The organism is Streptomyces sp. NPDC086549 (assembly GCF_044746205.1).
Classification (GTDB): Bacteria; Actinomycetota; Actinomycetes; order Streptomycetales; family Streptomycetaceae; genus Streptomyces.
In genome coordinates this window covers 111,116-130,645 of sequence record NZ_JBIVBS010000017.1, presented here as the reverse complement: position 1 = coordinate 130,645, position 19,530 = coordinate 111,116, and the positions used below count along the sequence as shown (strand labels likewise).

The window sequence follows — 19,530 nt, the reverse complement described above, 5'->3', positions numbered from 1 at the left end:
CCCTATTCGGAGCCACGCTTGAAGCCATCCCTCATGTCGTCATCGAAGTTGTCGAGCAGACCACCTTGCTGCTTCTTGATATCCACCCACCACTGGTTGAAGTCGGTGCGGTCGCGGTCATTGCGGAAGGTGATGTTGCCGTCGGCCCACTCCGGGTGATCCGACGGCGGCTGGATCTTGCCGGCGCGGACCAGACCCTGGACGAGGGGTACGTGCATGGAGGTGGCGTCGTTGAACATGATGCTCTTGGAACCGGCTTCGACATTGGCGGCGTTGTTCGTCGAGAACTTGCTGTCTGCGTACGGGATACCTGCCCAGATCGCCGCCTGGATCCAGTTCTGGGTGAGCTGCGTCGTCGGGTTCGGGATGGCGGCGGCACCGCTGGCGATGATGTTGAACCAGAGCAGTTCCTTGGTGTGCGCCGCATCCGTCAGGGCTGCCGCGTCCAGGTTGACCTGCTTGCCGGCGGCGGACACCTCGCCGCGCAGCTCGGCCAGGTTCTTCAGGTACGTGTCCGCGTCGGCGCTGTTCAGGCCCTGCTGTGACGTCAGGCTGATCTGCGCGTTGATCGCCTGGACGACGTTTCCGGCCTCGTCGTGGTTCTGCATGATCTCGCTGAGGAAGTCCTCGGCGTGCTGGCGATCCATGACGATCCGACCGTCCTTTGCGTCGGCCGCCTGATTCGAGATGCCCGTCGAGTTCGCGAAGTCCGGTACGTAGGCCTGGAAGACCGTCGACAGTGCCTGCGTGATGCCCTTGTTGACCGGGTACTGCGACTTGTCGTAGTCGTTCTTGTTCTTTTCCCTGGCGTACTCAGCGGCGCCCGCGTTGATCAGGTTGGCGGCCGCCTCCGCCGACTCCTTGGCGTGGTTCTTCCGGTCCAGGGTCGCCAAACGGATCACGGCGGCAGGGAACTTGGCGTCGTCGAAGGAGTACGGTCCGGGAGTGGCCCACTTGTCGCTGACGAGAGCGGCGGCGTGATTCGCGCCGTCCGGCCCGGTGACCACCAGGCGCGACGCGTCCGCGTTCTGGCTGAGGCGCCGCATGAGGGCGAGTGAGGGGTCGTTGGCGTCGATGGCGGCGATCTTTGCGTCGACGCCCTTGTTGCCCTTGAGGTAGTCGACACTGAGACCGAGCGACTTGTACCAGTAGTCGTCCTTGCCCTCGACGTATCCGCCATAGCCCCCCGAGCTCAGGTCGGGTGCGACGTAGTCGGGGCGCATCGGGTTCTTCTGGCGCCAGTCGAGCATCGCGCCGCCGACCGCGGACAGGACGTGGGGGTCCCACTTGTCACCGTCCGGGCCGTACTTGAAGAGCATCCCGACGGACCACATGTCGCCGCCGTCCGGCTTCGTCAGCTTGTCCAGATAGTTCGGCGGCAGGGTGATCTTGCCGTCCGCGGCGAGGCTGGTCGCCGCCTGCACGCCCTGACCGAACTGCGCGACGATCCCCTCGGACTCCTTCGACAGCACCACGCCGTCGTGCGTGCCGTCCTGCTCGTGCAGGATGCGCGCGACCCGGGCGGCCTGGTCCATCCCGCCGTTCGCCATGAACGCCTGGAGGTACGCCGGGTCGTCCTGGTGATCGGCCAGCGACTGGGCGATCTCCACGATCGTCGCGCGCGACGACGGATCCTTCGGATTGTCCATCGCCTGCTTGAGGTTCTGCGCCTCCTGCTGCGCCTCGTACGTGGTGTTGATCTGCGAGACGTCCCAGGGGATGTTGATGAAGTCCTTGTGGGGGTCGTTCGGGTCCACGAACCGCTGGCCGTGCAGCAGGTTCAGCGCCTCGTCGGCGCGCTTGGCCATGTCCCGCGCGTCGTCCTGAACCTGCGTCACCTGCCGTGCAAGTGCTGCCTGGTTGATCGTGCCGCCCCACTCGTCGAACAGCTTCCGGATGTTCGGCGCCTCACGTGCCAGCGTGTCCGCCAGATCCTTGAGCTTGTTGGCCAGCAGACGCACCCGATGCGGGTCGACCCCCGCGAACTCAGACATGCCGTTTCTCCCCGTTCAAGACTGCCTAGTGGTTCAGCGAGGGGACTTCGTGGCACACCCACCACACGACGGGCGAGTTGAACTCCGGGACCTCAACCGTGCACAGGACCGTGCCCCTTCTCCAGGTCGGCCCTCGAAGAACCGGAACCGGCCCGGGGCGATCCGTCCGACGGTCGGACGGGTCGCCCCGGGCCTGAGCAAGAAGCTCCGTGGAGCTTGATCGGCTCAGTGGCCGGCGGTGGCCCTGCGGATGTTGTCGTGGTGGGTCTGCGAGGCCTGGTGGGCCTCGTGCAGCAGGTCCACGATCTTCTGCAGGTGCGGCTTCATCGACGTCCACTCGTGACGGAACTTGTCCGCCAGCGGGCCCGTCCAGTAGCCGTGGCTCTCGTCAGCGGCCGAGTTCAGACCGCTGAACACCGACTCCAGGTTGATCTTCTGGCTCTTGAAGTGACTGACCAGCTTGTTCAGCGCGTCGAGATCGGCACCACTGATTGCCATGGAGACCGCTCCTCCCCGTATCAACAGCAAAGTTACGGACACGTCGTCCGCAAGTGGCACCGTACTCTACGTCACTCGCAGAACAACCCTGTCCTGGGTTTCTTTACAACTACACGCCATCTACTGCCCGTTGGTTCCCAGTAGCATCATGGCGTTTGCTGTGGCCTACACAGGCGTGACGGAATGGTGGGGGAGAACACATGGGTGCTCCGGCAGACCAACCGAAAGTCGACAATCCATGGCGAGCGGCCCTGGTGTCCCTGAGGAACGACCTCAGATCCGAAACCGAACGCCTCAAGGGCCTGCTGGAGAAGGCAGACGCCGACATGCAGGGCAAGAAGGTGTGGACCAGCCAGAAGGGCGGAGTCGCCGCGAACTTCCGGGACGACCTCCACGGGAAAAAGCAGCGGATCCGGACATTGGCGGGCAAGCTGATTCCAGCTGTTGAGGCCGAAATCGCCAAGTGTCCGGAGAAGGTCTCGCAGGCCGACGCCAAGATGCTGCGCATGGACCTGCAGGGCTACTGAGTTCACGCCCGCCGCCATCGACAAGACTCCGAAAAAGGAAGTAAACGGGGAAGTAAAGAATGGGCGAGTTTTCGGCAATAGATCCGACGGCCATGCAGGGCATGATCAAGTCCTATTCAGCGGACAAGGGTGACCTTCGCAACAGCGCGATGAACCTCAAGTCCCGCTTCGACCGCTTCGGCATCGATACCAGCGACCTGACACAGATCCTGGGCATCTGCACCTGGCTTGACGACCAACTGTCCACCCTCACCCGCCACCAGGCCCTCGGAGCGGCACTGGAACGGGAGCACCCTGGGCTGAACATGGTCCATGTGCCCGAACCGGTCGTCAGCGCAGCCCAGGCACGCAAGGACGGCAAGGAGCTGGCCGACGAGTTCTCCGAGAACACCAGCGGCGACGAGAAGGCCGGGAAGAAATATCACGACCTCGCCCTGAAACTCGCCGCCCACAAGGACGATCCGGACTTCTGCTCGTCGTTCTACGCCAACCTGCACCCACCCATCCAGGCGGAGACCCTCCCCAGCCTGCTCGCAAGCACGGGCAGCTCGACAGCCGGCGAGGACCTCAAGGCGTACAGTCACGCCCTCGGTGTGGCCTGCAGCACGGACTATCCGGCTCCGGGCTTCGAGAAGATCAAGAAGATGTACCTCCAGCCGGTACCCAAGGGCGTTCCCCTGGGTTGGGATCGCGGCGCCATGCTGCGTTACGGCGACTTTCCCTCCGCCTTTCTCGCCAAGTCCGTTCGAGCCAACGTCCTCGACCAGGTCGCGAAGGACAAGGACCAGGATTTTCGCGGCGGCGGCGCGAACGCACGCATCCTGGGCCTGCCGGACGACACGGTCGCCCTCAACCTGGAGGCGCTCGGCGACAACCAGCGTGCCGTCTTCGACGCCGTTGCGCAGATGGGCGATGAGAAGAACCCCAACCTTCCCGAGCACCTGAAGCTGCTCCTGGAGTACAGCAAGCAGAACAGCGACGCACAGACCGCGCTCGGCCACGCCATCGACGTCGGTTCCGGCGTGCACGGGCATGAGGACGCGAACGGGAACTGGCATGTTGATGCGGGCAAGCACGATGCATGGGAGAGCACATTCGCTTTCGATGCGATACTCGCCGCAGGCCACGCCGAGACTCACGAATTCAACGGCCTGTTCAAGAAGGATATGGGAAGGCTCGCAGCGTCCTACGCGCCCGAGATGCTGATCGGCGGACACAATGTCGATGAGAACAGCGGCGACTCCTCCTTTGGCTCACCGACCGAATACGACAACATACCCGGCGTCGACCCGGCTTTCTATCTCAGCCCGCAAGACACGTACCGGTTCATGAAGACGTTCTCCGATGACGACGGAATGACAGCCCCCTTCGATGAGGCGATGGGCAAGCTGCAGAACGACGTGCTCATCAGAGCGGCGAAATTCGACCATGACGCGATCGCGGCCGGGAAGGGGGACCCGCTTACCTATGCTCTCGCGGCCAAAGCCTTCGGCAACACTCAACGTCTTGAGTACGACGCTGAGATGAAAATTCGCGGCGAAATGGACGAGTCGGAGACAGCTTTCAAAGAACACCTCAAACAGGCTGCGATCCTCGGGTCGGAAATCGCAGGCGAGCCCGAGCTTCCCGCTGCCGCGACACTGGCCTGGCGTGGCGGCATGTTCGCCCTCAAGGAGTACGGCGGTGGTGCATACGTTGAATCCGGGACCGAGCGGACCGAGGAAGTCAACGACAAGGATTTCGAAATGGTCACTCAGGCCCGGTACACGATGGCCTCGACACTCATGGGAGGTGGCTGGAAGACCACCCCGATACCCGACGACCTCAAGGGCGAGGACGGAAAACTTAAGTCTTTCGAAGAGCTCTCGAAGGATCATCAACTCGAAGCCTTCAACGATTGGACAAACGAACAGCGAGAAACACAGCCAGGCGCGGCCTCCTTCCACACGAAGCAGGTCATTTCAGCCGGCTTGCTGACCAATCGGGAGGCAGACTTGTACGTCAAGAAAGTTGACGGGGAGTAGAGGTCAAGTAGGTCGGGTGACCAGGAAAGTAGGTATCCGGCCACCCAGCGACCCGCTGCGCCTCATAGGCAATCCGTAGTTGCCGTCAAAATATAGTTGAGGGTTGAGGTGTCGTTTGCAGTCAGCGTAACGGTGATGTGAGTGCGCGCCTTCTTGTTGAACACCGCTTCGACGTACTTATTGGCGCTTTTCCTAACCATGCCTGCCTCGGTGTCCAGTTCATATCCGCGCGAAACAAGGAACCCGCTGACGTCACCCGCATCAACTATCAGAGCTGTATGAGCATTCGGTGATGCGGGAACTTTCATATGCGCGGAGAACGTCCGTTTGTGCTTACCATTTCCACATGCCCTGTCCGTTGAGCCATCATCCGTGACGGTGTACCGATCCGGCGCCTTCAACAGCGTTTGCATTTGACTCAGGAGCCAAATCGAATCCTTCGACATGCGGGCACCCGCCTCCTTGCTGGTGGGTCCGCCGGACGATGAATCGCACGCAGCAAGGGCTACGGATGCCCCGATGGCGACCAGACTCAGCATCATTCGCTTGGAACGTCGCTCGCTCGTCAACCACATTGATATGTCACCTCTCGGTTCACTGAGAATGTACGCCTCGCCTTCCGATTGCCACACAGTTCGCTCTTGGCCCGGGCGGACAAGAGGCCCACCAGCGACTTCGACTGCTTGGACAGCTGTCTACCGGCGTCAGGCGCCGTGGGTCCCGAAGACGATGAAACACATGCTGACGCGGTCGATCCCAGGCCTACGAAGAGAGTGCTTGCAGCAACGCGACGCAGGCGCTGACTGGTTGACTTCCCCCTCATTGGTTTTCCTCTCAGCGTCAACCGGCAAGTGGTGCGGAAAACTGTCCTATTGACATCGTCGAGAATGCCCTACAAGGCGCTGGGAGCACAACCCTGTGCAAGGTATGTTGGCCAAATGAAGGGTAGTTCGTGACAACTCCGCAAGCGTGAGCCACGAAACTATCGTCTCTGCCGCCAGATTGAATGGCCGTCAGGTGTACCCCGTCACCTTCGGCGATCGCACATTCCGGCCTGGGCCAGTCGACAAGAGCGCCGGCGCGGATGATGCCGGCAGCTTCGGTACGTGCGGGTGGGCGTGTGCTTTGTCATATGCGTGGGACGCCCATGCGATCGTGCAGATAACGACAATGACGAGGCCTACGCAACCCTGGCAGCCCGTCGCTGCTTCCTTGTCCCGAATATAACGGTTATCCGGATTCTCCTCCGCCAAGGTTTGGAGGGAGCGTTTCCACGACCCACGCGGGTTGATCAGCATCCGGATAGCCAGCGGCACAATGCATACCCACGCCAGTATCAACCACCATGGAGGCCAATACATACCCTCTACCCCCTTCGTATGGCTGCTATATCGCTGGACCAAGCTTACGGAGATCCGCCCAGGCCTTCTGCTCAACTAGACAGCAGGAGAAATTCACCCCCACCCCACCTCCCCCCCTTCACCGAACTCCTCGGCGGCAACACATCCCGCCTCGTACGGCCCGACGTCCTGGACTTCACCGAACGCCGCCACCAACGCGATCGTCGCCGCGCCGCCTGCCTGGCGACCCTCGGCATCGACGTAGGCCCGACACGCATCCACGGCGTACGAGTCCCGGCGGCCACCCGCTGACCCGCCCCGCACGGCGCATTCCGGGCATGCGTTCCTTAACTCCACCCGTCGCCTCTCCTGCCTCATTCTCCGCGGCTACAAGATGGACGCCGAGGGCGCGGTGACAGCGGACCGAGGCGAGGTCGAGGTCCTGGTCGGCGGGCGCACCGATCCGGCGCCGAGTACGTCGGCGTACCCGCCCTGCGCATGCACGCGGTGCGCCGCAGAGGGATAGCGATACGGAATCCCTTGGCAGCGAGGGTCCCGGGCGCAACAGGCCAAGGCGCCCGGGACCGCAGGCCGTTTGTGGGCGATCAGGACACAGAGCGCTGGCTCAAGGGCCCCATACGCCCTGAACTCATCTGGCTCCTGGCGTGTCTCGGGTATCACGGCGATCCACACCGATGCAACGGCAGCCCCTGTTGCTCTGCCCCAGTCCATCGCAGGCGTCAAGGAGAAACCCGCCGATCTGAAGATCACCTCCCTCACCGCGGACGGCGCCGACAGCACCTACGTCGACGCCCATGGCGACAAGGCGATGTACGTCCTCCACCTCCGCGCCGCCCTCACGGCCGTCAACAACCTCATTGGCTGCGAGACCTGGGTCGGATCCGCCGCCGGAGGGGCGTAGGGCGGACGGTCTTGGCGGCCGGTGCCCGCCCTCATGGAAGTGTGGCAACTGCCGAACGCGCGTGGCAATTTGATCGGTTCGTTCGTTTGTTAGCATCTGCACTCAGTGCCTTGCGGCCGATCTACTACGGGGTTGACATGGGAAGACCGGTCGAACGGGGCGAGACACCCGCACAGTTGCGTCAACGGGCGGATGACCTGCGCGAGTGTGCCCGCAAGGCGCGGACCCTTGCCGGGTCGCTCGGGCCGTATCTCGACAACACGGTGTCGTACGCGACACAGGCCATATGGAAGGGCCCGTTCGCAGAGGCATCCACCGCGACACTCGGCGCCCGCAAAGGCTCACTGCACTCGATGGCCGGGGATCTGATGGCGGACGCGCGGCGTTGGGAGGCCGAGGCGCGCAACCTAGATGAGGAGGCCGCAAAGGCCAAGAGCGACAAGCCGGGCGGGTGAGCTGATGCCATTCGCCGGCTTCGACATCCCGAAGATCCGCAGCCTCGGGAGCAACCTGACGACACTGGGCGACAACGTGGGCAAGCTGCACAGCGACATTTCCGCGGTGCTGACCCAGGCCCAAAGCCTGCTCGGTGGCAAGCCCGCCACCACGAGCCCGGCCCTCGAACCCCTGCTCGCCAACCCCTTCTCCTTCTGGCCTTTCGGGGCCGGCACCCTGCCGGGGTCGCTTCGCGGCGAACTGCACGACATGTCCGACTCGATCACGCGCCGCTGCAACCAACTGGAGAAGTGCAACGACCTGCTCGCCAAGGGGTACGCCATCGACGCGGCGCTCGCCTTCGCCGACGAGAACGCCCCCGACGAGAAGAAGATCACCGACGCACTGTCGGCGCTCGCCGCACTGGACGACAAGGACTTCGGCGACGACGGCAACCGAGACGATCTCAACGCGGTCAAGGACAAGCTCAACGCCCTGACCCCCGCCGAATTCGACGCCTTCCTGGCCAAGGTCCCGGCCGAGGACCTCCGCCGCTACGGCGACCTGGCGAAGAAGACAGACGACAGTGGCATGTGGTGGTGGGAGTCACACGACGGCATTCCTGTCGGCCAGTTCCGCGACCACCTGAGCGGACTGCTGAAGAAGACAGGGCCGTCACACTGGGCCAAGCTGGAGGCGGCGTTCCCGGGAATGCAGCCGGGATTCGACACAACGGACGCGTGGCTCCAGGGATACAACTCCCAGCTGAACCAGGGTGTGCAGGGCATGCACTACGGCACGCCCGCCGACCCGCTGTTCGCCACCCCGGGAAAGGTCGACGCGTCGAGCATCTCGCAGGGTCAGTTTGGGGACTGCTGGTACATCGCGTCCCTCACCGCGACAGCGCAGGCGGATCCGAAGTTCATCGCCGAAGGGATCAAGCAGAACCCAAACGGCACGGTGGACGTCCGGATCTGGGACAAGGACGGCAATCAGCACTGGGTCACCGTCACCCCCGACCTTCCGATGGACCAGAACGGGAACCTGGTGTCGGCCCACGGATCCAAGGAGACCTGGCCCGCGTACTACGAGAAGGCGTTCGCCCTGATGTACGGCGGCGACAAGGGCGGATCCCCTGACAACCATATGGGGGACAAGCTCTACGACCGCGCCGAGTCCGGCGACTACGGTGCCATCGAGTGGGATTTCACCAACATGGCCCCGCCCTATGTGACCGGCCACGACTCCAAGTCGCTCGACAACAACCTGGACTCCATCAAGAAGTCCTTCGAGTCGCATCACCCGGTGATCGTGGCGACCGGGTCCGTCGACCCCAAGGACGTACCGAACGAATGGAAGAGCAGCTTCGTCAGCCGGCACGTCTTCTACGTCAAAGGATTCACCCCTGACGGCAAGATCATCCTCGGCAACCCGTGGGGTGGCGGCGCTCCGGACGTCGTGGCGACGGCCGATCAGTACGAAAAATACTTCAACACCCCACAGGAACTGCAGGTGAAGAAATGAGAATCGCGAAAATCGGCGGTGCTGTCTGCCTCACGCTGATGCTCGCCGCCTGCGGTACGGACGGCGGTGCCAAGACATCGGACTCCACGCATCCCTCGGCCACCTTCTCGGCTTCCTCCTCGTCAGCACAGCCCGTGCCGGCCGCCGACAAGGGCCCGGAGTGCGACGGCGGCAAGGACGCCAAGGGCGTGCACGTCCTACGGGGCGGCACCGCCGCGCTGCCGGGTGGCGGCAAGGTGACCTACGCGGAGGCGGGCGCCGACGGGAAGCACCGCACCGCAGTGCTGTCCTTGGACACGACCAAGCAGACCGTGGCAGCGGGGCGGAAGGTCACCCTGAAGGGACATTCCTTCATGGTCGCCCAGATCTGCACCTATCGGGTGGTTCTCACCACGCCGGACCACAGCGGAACGATCGAGGGGGCGCACATGGCCAAGTGGCCGACGACGCAGGACGGTCACTGGCGGCTGCGCTGGCACGTGCCCGACAACGGGCCTGCCATGGGAGCCGTCCTGTCGGACATCCAAAGTGGTCCGCCCCGGGTCTCGATCAGCGTGACGGCCCCGGGTCAGGGTCAGCTTGCCTTCTATGACGATGTACGCGGCGGCGGCACCGTCGAGATCGCGGGCCGACTGTGGAAGGTCGTGACCATCGACGCCGGGAACATGGACGTCGAGATGAACTCGCCGGATTTCAAAGCGGGATACGTGGACTTGCGCGAGGTCGGCGACGCCCAGTAGTGCTGAGCTGTACCGGGTTCATGGAGCCCTGAAGACGGCTCCGCCACGGTAACGGTGCGTCGGCGGGTCACCCTACTCATTGTCACCCGCAAGGGTGACCGCGGTTGCAAACTCCCGCCGCACCGAAATGCCCTGCGACTGGGCGCCGCCGAGCCGGCGCGGCGAGCGTCGACTGCTCGTCGCGCCTGCGCCGACGGCCGTCAACCGACTGTCACCTGCTCCTGGCCGCCTTGGCCAGCTCCTCATCGATCTGCTCGAACTTGTCGGCCGCGTTGGTGAGGTAGTCCCCCATGCCGTCAAGACCGTCGATCGCGTTCTTCGTTCCCCGCACGAACTCGCCGAAGTTCTCGTCGAAGGCCTTCGACGAGCTCCTGGTGACGTAGCCGGACTCGACCAGGTTGGCGATGTACTTGCGCAGAGCGTCGAGCTTCTCGTGGAGCTTTTCCTTCTCCTTCACGACATGCTTGGCTGCATCGCGCATGTCCTGGTATGTGACATCAAGGTCCTTGGCCATGAAGCCGCTCCCTCTTCAAACCACCGCAGGGCCATCCCACGTGGCTCCCTGTGCGCGCAGCTTATGGCCGTTGCACTCGTCGTTGCCATCGGGAAGCCCGGCCGCCTCCCGTTGCCCCGTTGCCGAAGGGGACGGATATCTTCAACTACTCTCTGTGACCTGCGTGGCGAAAGCGGCCACACGGGCTTGGGAGGATCAGCGTGCGCCTGACTCTGACCGTCGTCGATCCGTTCGGCGGGGGCTCCGCCGACGTCGTGCTCGATGCCGATCCCGAGTCCACCGTGGGGGACATCGCCCAGGAACTGGCCAAGCTGGTCGGGCAGATCGGGGCGCAGGTCATTCCCATCGGGCAGCACGGGGCGGTGCCCGCGGGCGGTGCGCCGCTCGTGTACGTAGACGGGTACGCCGTCGATCCGAGCGCGACCGTCGTCGGCTCGCCCTTGCGCGAAGGGGCCGTCGTCAGCCTTCAGGATCCCGCCGGGTGCCTGCCCGGCGAGCCCACCGGTCTCGTCGAACTGCGCGTCGTCGGCGGGCCCGTGGCCGGGTTCGTGCACCGGCTCGGGGTCGGCCGGTACGACATCGGCAGCGGGCCGGCGTCGTACATCCGGATCGAGGATCCGGAACTCGACTCCCGTGCAGTGACGTTGTCAGTTGCAACCGATGGCACCTGCCAAGTCGCCGTGCACCAGGGCAAGGAGGGGGTCACCCTCGACGGCGAGAAGATCGACGGCGACTCCTGGCCGCTCGGCTTCCAGATCGCCGTCGGCAACACCCTTCTGGAACTGGCCCGTTACAGCCCGCCCAACGCCGCCCTCAAGTGGTCCGACGACGGGGTCGGGCTCGACTACAACCGGCCGCCCCGGCTGCGTCCGCCGGACCGGCAGACCAAGTTCCGGCTGCCCAGCCCGCCCCGGGAGTACGAGGCCCGGCCGTTGCCCTGGCTGATGGCGCTCACGCCGCTCGTGGGGTCGGTCGTGTCCGTGCTCATCTTTCACCGCTGGTACTACCTGATCATGGCGGGGCTCAGCCCCATCATGCTCTTCGCCAACTACTTCATGGACAAGAAGCACGGGCGCAAGTCCCATGCGAAGCAGGTCAAGGAGTACAAGGAGCAGAAGGAGCGGATCGAGAAGGACGCCCAGGACGCCTTGACTGCCGAGCGGCTGGACCGGCGGAACGCCGTTCCCGACCCGGCCGGCGTCCTGTCCCTGGGCACGGGGCCGCGTACCCGGCTGTGGGAGCGACGGCGCACCGACCGCGATCATCTGCTCGTCCGTGTCGGGACCGGGCGGCTGCCCTCCGAGGTCGTGCTCGACGATCCCGAGCAGGACGACCACCGGCGGCAGGTGACCTGGAACATCGAGGACGCGCCCGTCGCGCTGTCCCTCCGCTCCCTCGGCGTCATCGGCATGGCGGGGCCCGGTGACTCCGCCCGCGCCCTCGGACGGTGGGCGGTCGGGCAGACCGTCGCGCTGCACAGTCCGATGGACGTGCAGTGCTACGTGCTCAGCGAGAACAGCGCGCAGAGCGAGTGGGACTGGGTGCGGTGGCTGCCGCACGCCCGGCCGTCCGGCGGTCAGGACGTCAACGTTCTCATCGGCACCGACGCCGAGACCGTCGGTGCCCGCATCGGCGAGCTGACGCAGATCCTCGACGCCCGTAAGAAGGCCGCCGAGCAGAACCGCGGGCAGGGCACCGGTTTCAGCGAGCCGGACATCGTCGTGGTGTGGGACGGGTCGCGGCGGCTGCGGTCGCTGCCGGGGGCCGTACGGGTGCTGCGCGAGGGGCCCGCCGTCGCCATGTACGCCATCTGCCTGGACGCGGAGGAGCGGTTCCTGCCAGGAGAGTGCCAGGCGTTCGTCGTCGCCGAGCCCAAGCCGCGGGAGTACGAGAGCGGGTCCGCACAGCCCGCGGTCCAGCAGCAGGTGGCCGGGGGCTTTCCGTCCTTCCAGGCGTGGCATGCGGCCGGGGCACCCGAGGCCGAACGTGCCGAGCAGCCACGCGAGTTGCGGCTGCGCATCGAGGAGGCCGGCGCGGAGGGCATCAAGGACGTGCGGCCCGACTTCGTGTCCGCCGCCTGGGCTCTGCGCCTCGCCCGCTCCCTGTCGGCCCTGCGCGACATCAGCGGAGAGACCGAGGACTCGGCCCTGCCGGGTGCCAGCCGGCTGCTCGACGTGCTCCAGCTGGAGCCGCCGACGAGCGAGGCCGTCGTCGCCCGGTGGCGGACGGGCGGACAGTCGACGCTCGCGGTGATCGGTGAGTCGTACGACGGTCCGTTCGGCATCGACATGCGCAAGGACGGGCCGCACGGTCTGATCGCCGGTACCACCGGTTCCGGTAAGTCGGAACTGCTGCAGACGATCGTGGCGTCGCTGGCCGTGGCCAACACGCCGGAGAACATGACCTTCGTGCTCGTCGACTACAAGGGCGGCTCGGCGTTCAAGGACTGTGTGAAGCTGCCGCACACCGTCGGCATGGTCACCGACCTCGACGCGCACCTCGTCGAACGCGCGCTGGAGTCGCTGGGCGCCGAGCTGAAGCGGCGCGAGCACATCCTCGCGGCCGCCGACGCCAAGGACATCGAGGACTACCAGGACCTGGTGCGCAGGGATTCGCCCTACGCGCCGGTTCCTCGACTCCTCATCGTCATCGACGAGTTCGCGTCCATGGTGCGTGATCTGCCCGACTTCGTGACGGGGCTCGTCAACATCGCCCAGAGGGGGCGGTCCCTCGGCATCCATCTGCTGCTCGCCACCCAGCGGCCCAGTGGTGTCGTCTCACCCGAGATCCGCGCCAACACCAACCTCCGTATCGCCCTGCGCGTCACGGACGGCGGCGAGTCGAGCGACGTCATCGACTCGCCCGAGGCCGGGCACATCTCGAAGAACACGCCGGGCCGGGCGTACGTACGGCTCGGTCACGCGTCCCTGGTCCCCTTCCAGTCCGGCCGTGTCGGCGGCCGCAGGCCCGGTGCCGCCGACCCCGCCGCCCTCGCGCCCTGGGTGGGCGAGCTGTCCTGGGAGGACCTGGGCCGGGCCGCGCTGGTGAAGCCGAAGGCCGAGGCGCGCGAAGACGAGGAGATCACCGACCTCAAGGTGCTCGTGGACGCGGTCCGCGACGCCAACCAGGCGCTCGGCATCCCGGCCCAGCACAGCCCGTGGCTGCCCGCGCTCTCCGAGACGCTGCTGCTCGACGAGATCGAGGCGCCGGTCGCGGCCCTCGCACCGGGCAGGCTGCCGCCCGCGCCGTACGGTGTGGAGGACCTGCCGGCCGACCAGGCGCGCCGCCCGGTCGTCGTCGACTTCGCGACCTTCGGTCACCTGATGATCGGCGGCGCGCCGCGCAGCGGCCGTTCTCAGGTGCTGCGGACCATCGCGGGCTCCATCGCCCGCACCCACTCCTGCGCCGACGTCCATCTGTACGGCATCGACTGCGGCAACGGCGCGCTGAACGCGCTGACCCGGCTGCCGCACTGCGGCGCGGTCGTGGGCCGTAACCAGACCGAGCGGGTGATCCGCCTGGTCAACCGGCTCAAGGGCGAACTCGGCCGCCGTCAGGACCTGTTGGCGGAGAAGGGCTACGCCGACATCGGCGAGCAGCGGGCCGCGTCCCCAGCGGACGAGCGGCTGCCGCACATCGTCGTGCTCCTCGACCGCTGGGAGGGCTGGGTGCCCACCCTCGGCGAGATCGACCACGGCTCGCTGACGGACGAGCTGACGACGATGATGCGGGAGGGCGCGAGCGTCGGCATCCACCTGGTGCTGACCGGTGACCGCACCCTGCTCGTCGGCCGAATCGCCACGCTCACCGAGGACAAGTACGGCCTGCGTCTCGCCGACCGCAGCGACTTCTCCACGCTCGGCATCCCGGCCCGCAAGGTGCCGGAGGAGATCCCGGCGGGGCGCGCCTTCCGCAACGAGTCGGGCACGGAGACGCAGTTCGCGCTGCTCACCGAGGACACCACCGGTCAGGGCCAGGCGGCGGCGATCGGCGCGATCGGCGAGGCGGCCACGGCCCGGGACGCGTCCGTCCCGCGCGCCCGCCGTCCCTTCCGGGTGGACAGCCTGCCCAGCCGGATCTCCTTCGCCGACGCCTGGGAGATGCGCGACCCGGAGGCCTCCCGCTCCCGGCTGTGGGCGCTGGCGGGCATCGGCGGCGACGAGATCGTCGGCTTCGGGCCGGACCTGGCCGAGGGCGTGCCGTCCTTCGTCATCGCGGGCCCGGCGAAGTCCGGCCGGTCGACGGTTCTGATGAACTTCGCCCAGTCCTATCTCTCGCAGGGCATACGGCTGGTCCTCGCGGCGCCTCGCCAGTCGCCGTTGCGCGGGCTCGACGGCACGGAAGGCGTGCTGAAGGTCTTCACCGGCGACGACATCGACGAGGACGACTTCGAGGAGGTCATCGACTCGGCGTCCCTGGAGGAGCCGATCGTCGTCCTCGTCGACGACAGCGAGATCCTGGAGGACCTGGACGCCGAGTCGCACATGAAGCGGATCGTCTCGCGCGGCGCCGAGCGCGGCCTCGCCCTCGTCATCGCCGGTGACGAGGAGGACGTCTGCAGCGGCTTCTCCGGCTGGCAGGTCGACGCGAAGAAGGCCCGCCGCGGCATCCTGCTCTCCCCGCAGGAGTCGTCGAGCGGGGACCTCATCGGCGTACGGCTGTCGCGGAGCATGGTGGGCGGCCAGGTGGTGCCGGGCAAGGGGATGCTGCATCTGGGCGACGGTGAGCTGCGGACCGTGGTGATTCCCGGGTGAGCGGGGGTCGGCGGGGCCGAAGTGGGGAGACCGGATGTGGGGAGACCTGGCATCCGGCCGGCCGGGCGGCGGCTGCACGTTCGCGGCGACGGTCGGTGCGCTCCTGCCCTTCGCGCCGGCAGCGCCGCGCGACGGCTACTTGACCTTCGACATCCGCGAAACCGGATTCCCCTCCGCCGAACTGTCCGACGTGTACTTGAGGTCGTCCCCCACCGGTGTCAACTCGACCGCGTGGGAAGCCGGGTTGCAGCCCTCGTGGTTGCCCTTGGCCCCGACGGACGTGGCGACGATCTGCGTCTTCGTCACCTTCTTCAGGGTGAGGATGTCGGTGCAGACGCCGCCGAGTTGGTCGGTCTGTGTCATGCGGCCCAGTTCCTCGCCGAGGCCCACCGGGTGGACCGTGAGCCGGAACGTGCCGATGGGCAGGTTGCCGTCGAGGGCGGTGCCCTGGCCCTCCCAGGTGCCGAGGTAACGGGCCGGTACGGCGGTCGGCGCGGTGGCGGCGGGGCTGGAGGCGGTGCTGGAGGCGGCGGGGCTGGAGGCGGCGCTCGGTGCCTGGGAGTACTCGTGGCCGCCGCCTGCGCTGCTGTCGGCGTCGTTGTCGGCGCCGCCGATCAGCGGGCGGATCAGGAAGCCCAGTCCCACGGTCACCCCGGCCAGGGCCCCGGCGACGGCGAGCGCCACGGTGCAGCTCACCCGGCGCCCACGGCCGCCCTCGCCCGGAGCGGAGCCGGCCGCCATGGTGACGGAGACCTTCCCCGGGCGCTGACCCGCAGGCACCGCGTCCCGCGGCACGGGCACGGGCACGACGGTCGAGGCTCCCGGCACGGCATCCTGGGCCCCCGGCGCGACAGTCGGCGCCACAGGCATCTCAGGCGCCACCCCAGACACCCCAGGCACCACCACCCCAGCAGGCACTCCAGGCACTCCAGGCACCGACATGTCCGGCGCCGGTCCGAACTCCCCCGGTGTCGCCCCGGCCTCCGACCCCGCAGTCCCGCCCACCGACGGACTGCTGAACCCCACCGGCCCGGACGGCACCGCCTCCGCCGTCTCCAGGTTGAGCAGCCGTACGGCGCTCCGGCTGACCTGCTCGACCAGCGCCCCCGGCAGCCACCCGCCCGCGACCAGCCGCGCGGCCCCCTCGGGAGCCAGCCGTCGGCCGATCTCACCGGGGGCGGGTCGCGCGCCCGGTTCCTTCGCCAGGCAGGCCTCCGCCACCTCCCGCAGCTCTCCGTCGAGCGAGCCCAGTTCCGGCGCCTCGTGGACGACCTTGTAGAGCAGGGCGGCCGAGGAGTCCCCGGGGAAGGGCGGCTCCCCGGTCGCCGCATACGCCAGCACCGCGCCGAGGGAGAACACGTCCGCCGCGCCCGTGACCCCCTTGCCCAGGATCTGTTCGGGTGACATGTAGCCGGGCGAGCCGATCGACACGCCGGACGAGGTCAGCGACGCCGTGCCGTCCGTGGCCCGGGCGATGCCGAAGTCGATGAGCAGCGGTCCGTCCAGGGTCAGCAGGACGTTCGACGGCTTCACGTCCCGGTGCACCAGGCCCAGTTCGTGCACCGCGGCCAGCGCCTCGGCGAGGCCCGCGCCCAGCACCCGTACGGAGTGCGCGGGCAGCGGGCCGCCGTCGGACACGGCCGCCGCGAGGGACGGTCCGGCCGCGTAGGCGGTGGCGACCCAGGGCACGGCGGCCTCCGGGTCCGCGTCCAGGACCGGCGCGGTCCAGGCGCCGCCCACCCGGCGCGCGGCCTCGACCTCGCGCCGGAAGCGGGCGCGGAACTCCTCGTCGAGCGCGAAGTGCGGGTGCACGATCTTCACGGCGACCGTGCGGCCGCCCGTGCTGCGCCCCAGGTACACGCGCCCCATCCCGCCGGCACCGAGCCGGCCGAGGAGCCGGTAGGGTCCGACGACGGTCGGTTCGTCGGCTCCGAGCGGCTGCATGGCGTCCCCCTCCCCCTAGGGCCTGTCCGGTCCCTGTCGTCGAACGACGGGACCTACGCCTGGCTGCCCAGCAGCGTAGTGATTAGGGCTGGAGCAGATCCACCTTCACGTCCGCCGGGAAGCCCGTCGTCGGCCCCACCCGTCGGGCGAACTCGGCGACCGCGGCCAGCTGCGACTCGCCGAAGCGGAAGTCGAGGGTGGTGAAGTACTGCTCCAGGACCCGCTCGTCGAAGGCCTCCCAGCGGGCCGCCTGCTCGGCGACCTTGCCGACCTCCTCCAGGGAGAGGTTGCGGGAGGAGAGGAAGGCCTCGTGGACCTGACGGGTGATCACCGGTTCGCGCTCCAGGTAGTCCCGCCGGGCCGCCCACACCGCGAAGACGAACGGCAGGCCCGTCCACTCCTTCCACAGCGTGCCCAGGTCGTGCACGGCGAGTCCGTAGTGGGGTCCGTCGAGGAGGTTGGCCCGCAGCGCCGCGTCGCCGATGAGCACCGCCGCATCCGCCTCCTGCATCATCAGGCTGAGGTCGGGCGGGCAGGTGTAGTAGTCGGGCCGTACGCCGAAACGCTCCGCGAGGAGCAGCTGGGCGAGGCGGACGGAGGTGCGGGAGGTGGAGCCGAGGGCGACCCGGGCGCCGTCCAGTTGCTCCAGGGGGACCTGCGAGACGATCACGCAGGACATCACCGGGCCGTCGCAGCCGACCGCGATGTCGGGGAAGGCGACCAGGTCGTCGGCGTTGCGCAGGAACTCGACGAGGGTGATCGGCCCGATGTCGAGGTCCCCCCGCACCAGCTGCTCGCTGAGCTTCTCCGGTGTGTCCTTGGTGAGCTCGAAGTCGAGAAGGGTGCCGGTTCTCGCGAGCCCCCAGTAGAGGGGCAGGCAGTTCAGGAACTGGATGTGGCCGACGCGCGGCCGGGTGCGAGAATTGTCCACATCGCGAGACTAGACCCCATGGGGTACCGTGCTGACTCCGGCCCCATCGTCAACCCGACTCGCGGGATCTTCAAACATCCGGGTGACGTGATCTTGGCCTCTATTGCTTTCCGCTGCCCACATGCTAGGCTCGCCGCAAGTTGCAGTTTGGTTTCCCTTGCAGTACAGAGCCTGCGGAGCATGTGACCGCGGGCTCTCGTCGTTTTCAGACGAATGCAGTTGTGCAGCACTGTTTCGCACTTGCAGGTTCTGGAGCAGGGCAACCCTTTTGAGCCCAAGGAGGGCTTATGGCTACCGGAACCGTGAAGTGGTTCAACGCCGAAAAGGGCTTTGGCTTCATCGCCCAGGAGGGCGGCGGCCCCGACGTCTTCGTTCACTACTCCGCGATCAACGCCTCCGGCTTCCGCTCCCTCGAGGAGAACCAGCAGGTGAGCTTTGACGTGACGCAGGGCCCGAAGGGTCCGCAGGCGGAGAACGTCACCCCCGTCTGATCTCTGCCTGATCGCAGAACCTGAGTGCAGTACCCAAGGAGCCCCACGCCGTAAGGCGACGGGGCTCCTGCCTTTTCCCGTTCATTTTCTGTTCACATAAGCCGCATGGGTTCACATGTGCTGCGTGATGAGTACGAATTTCGTTCCGGCGGAGAGAGCGCTTCGTAATTCGCTACGGTTCCCGTCCATGGCCGACACCGACTTCCTCACCGCCACCCGCACCTTCTACGACGCGGTCGCCGACGACTACGCCGACCGCTTCCGGGATGAGCTCGCCGCCAAGCCGCTGGAGCGGGCCGTGCTCGGCGCGTACGCCGAGCTGGTCGGCACCGCCGGCCCGGTGGCCGATCTCGGGTGCGGTCCCGGGCGGGCCACCGCGCACCTCGCCTCCCTCGGCGTGCCGGTCTTCGGACTCGACCTGTCGGAGTCGATGCTCGCGATCGCCCGCCGCGAGAACCCCGGCCTGCGCTTCGAACAGGGCTCGATGCTGGACCTGGAGCTCCCGGACGGCGACCTGGCCGGGGTCGTGAGCTGGTACTCGTCCATCCACACCCCTGTGGACCGACTGCCCGCCCTCTTCGCGGAGTTCCACCGGGTACTCGCCCCGGGCGGCCACCTCCTGCTCGGCTTCCAGGCCGGTGACGCGCCGCGCCGCTTCGACAGCCCGTGGGGCCACCCGGTCTCGCTGGACTTCCAGCGGCGCCGCCCGGAGCGGATGGTGGAACTGCTCGCCGGGGCCGGTTTCGCGCTGCTCTCCCGCACGGTGCGCGAAGCGGACACCGGCCTCGGCGAGTCGTCCCGGCAGGCCTTCCTGATCGCCCGGAAGCCCGCCCAGGTCTGCCCAAGTCCGTCTAGGACCGCCTAGGTCCGCCCAGGTCAGCCCAGGTCAGCC

At 67.0% G+C, this 19,530-nt stretch carries 15 protein-coding genes; 9 read left to right on the top strand and 6 right to left on the bottom strand.

The genetic code is table 11. The features are described 5' to 3' along the window. Positions 1–2 precede the first annotated feature (2 nt). Both ACIPSA_RS39775 and ACIPSA_RS39770 read right to left on the bottom strand, forming a co-directional pair. The gene (locus tag ACIPSA_RS39775; protein ID WP_402644085.1) at positions 3–1,994 is read right to left on the bottom strand and encodes a hypothetical protein; all 1,992 of its coding nucleotides are present in this window, start codon (positions 1,992–1,994) and stop codon (positions 3–5) included. Between the two features lie 225 nt (positions 1,995–2,219). Beyond that, the gene (locus ACIPSA_RS39770) at positions 2,220–2,492 is read right to left on the bottom strand and encodes a WXG100 family type VII secretion target (protein ID WP_402644082.1); all 273 of its coding nucleotides are present in this window, start codon (positions 2,490–2,492) and stop codon (positions 2,220–2,222) included. A 200-nt stretch (positions 2,493–2,692) separates the two neighbouring features. On the opposite strand from ACIPSA_RS39770, the gene ACIPSA_RS39765 reads away from it, so the two are divergent. Continuing rightward, positions 2,693–3,019 (top strand): hypothetical protein, encoded by a 327-nt coding sequence (locus ACIPSA_RS39765; protein ID WP_402644080.1) that lies wholly within the window; start codon positions 2,693–2,695, stop codon positions 3,017–3,019. A 59-nt stretch (positions 3,020–3,078) separates the two neighbouring features. Continuing rightward, positions 3,079–5,043 (top strand): hypothetical protein, encoded by a 1,965-nt coding sequence (locus tag ACIPSA_RS39760; protein WP_402644077.1) that lies wholly within the window; start codon positions 3,079–3,081, stop codon positions 5,041–5,043. Positions 5,044–5,105: 62 nt separating this feature from the next. Here ACIPSA_RS39760 and ACIPSA_RS39755 read toward each other — a convergent pair whose 3' ends face one another. After that, positions 5,106–5,489, bottom strand: a complete 384-nt coding sequence (locus ACIPSA_RS39755; protein ID WP_402644075.1) for a hypothetical protein — start codon at positions 5,487–5,489, stop codon at positions 5,106–5,108. A 1,489-nt stretch (positions 5,490–6,978) separates the two neighbouring features. On the opposite strand from ACIPSA_RS39755, the gene ACIPSA_RS39750 reads away from it, so the two are divergent. The 4 genes from ACIPSA_RS39750 to ACIPSA_RS39735 all read left to right on the top strand — a co-directional run bounded on the left by ACIPSA_RS39750 (position 6,979) and on the right by ACIPSA_RS39735 (position 10,004). Further along, positions 6,979–7,305, top strand: a complete 327-nt coding sequence (locus tag ACIPSA_RS39750) for a hypothetical protein (RefSeq protein ID WP_402644074.1) — start codon at positions 6,979–6,981, stop codon at positions 7,303–7,305. A 137-nt stretch (positions 7,306–7,442) separates the two neighbouring features. Next, positions 7,443–7,760: a hypothetical protein gene (locus ACIPSA_RS39745; protein WP_402644073.1), complete on the top strand. Its 318-nt coding sequence runs from the start codon at positions 7,443–7,445 to the stop codon at positions 7,758–7,760. 4 nt (positions 7,761–7,764) lie between these two features. After that, positions 7,765–9,264 (top strand): C2 family cysteine protease, encoded by a 1,500-nt coding sequence (locus tag ACIPSA_RS39740; protein ID WP_402644071.1) that lies wholly within the window; start codon positions 7,765–7,767, stop codon positions 9,262–9,264. Next, positions 9,261–10,004 (top strand): hypothetical protein, encoded by a 744-nt coding sequence (locus ACIPSA_RS39735; RefSeq protein ID WP_402644069.1) that lies wholly within the window; start codon positions 9,261–9,263, stop codon positions 10,002–10,004. The genes ACIPSA_RS39740 and ACIPSA_RS39735 overlap by 4 nt, the downstream gene beginning before the upstream one ends. Before the next feature lie 211 nt (positions 10,005–10,215). On the opposite strand, the gene ACIPSA_RS39730 is transcribed toward ACIPSA_RS39735, so the two are convergent. After that, a complete protein-coding gene (locus tag ACIPSA_RS39730) occupies positions 10,216–10,518 on the bottom strand; it encodes a WXG100 family type VII secretion target (RefSeq protein WP_402644068.1) in 303 nt (100 codons plus the stop codon). 200 nt (positions 10,519–10,718) lie between these two features. On the opposite strand from ACIPSA_RS39730, the gene ACIPSA_RS39725 reads away from it, so the two are divergent. Continuing rightward, complete coding sequence (locus tag ACIPSA_RS39725; RefSeq protein WP_402644067.1) at positions 10,719–15,272, top strand: FtsK/SpoIIIE domain-containing protein; 4,554 nt, start codon at positions 10,719–10,721, stop codon at positions 15,270–15,272. 135 nt (positions 15,273–15,407) lie between these two features. On the opposite strand, the gene ACIPSA_RS39720 is transcribed toward ACIPSA_RS39725, so the two are convergent. Then, a complete protein-coding gene (locus ACIPSA_RS39720) occupies positions 15,408–17,216 on the bottom strand; it encodes a serine/threonine-protein kinase (protein WP_402644064.1) in 1,809 nt (602 codons plus the stop codon). 82 nt (positions 17,217–17,298) lie between these two features. Then, positions 17,299–18,147 (bottom strand): menaquinone biosynthetic enzyme MqnA/MqnD family protein, encoded by an 849-nt coding sequence (locus ACIPSA_RS39715; protein ID WP_402644061.1) that lies wholly within the window; start codon positions 18,145–18,147, stop codon positions 17,299–17,301. Between the two features lie 287 nt (positions 18,148–18,434). On the opposite strand from ACIPSA_RS39715, the gene ACIPSA_RS39710 reads away from it, so the two are divergent. Further along, complete coding sequence (locus ACIPSA_RS39710) at positions 18,435–18,638, top strand: cold-shock protein (protein ID WP_003992177.1); 204 nt, start codon at positions 18,435–18,437, stop codon at positions 18,636–18,638. A gap of 187 nt (positions 18,639–18,825) precedes the next feature. Further along, on the top strand, positions 18,826–19,503 hold the full coding sequence (locus tag ACIPSA_RS39705) for a class I SAM-dependent DNA methyltransferase (protein ID WP_402644058.1): 678 nt from the start codon (positions 18,826–18,828) through the stop codon (positions 19,501–19,503). The last annotated feature ends 27 nt before the right edge of the window (positions 19,504–19,530 follow it).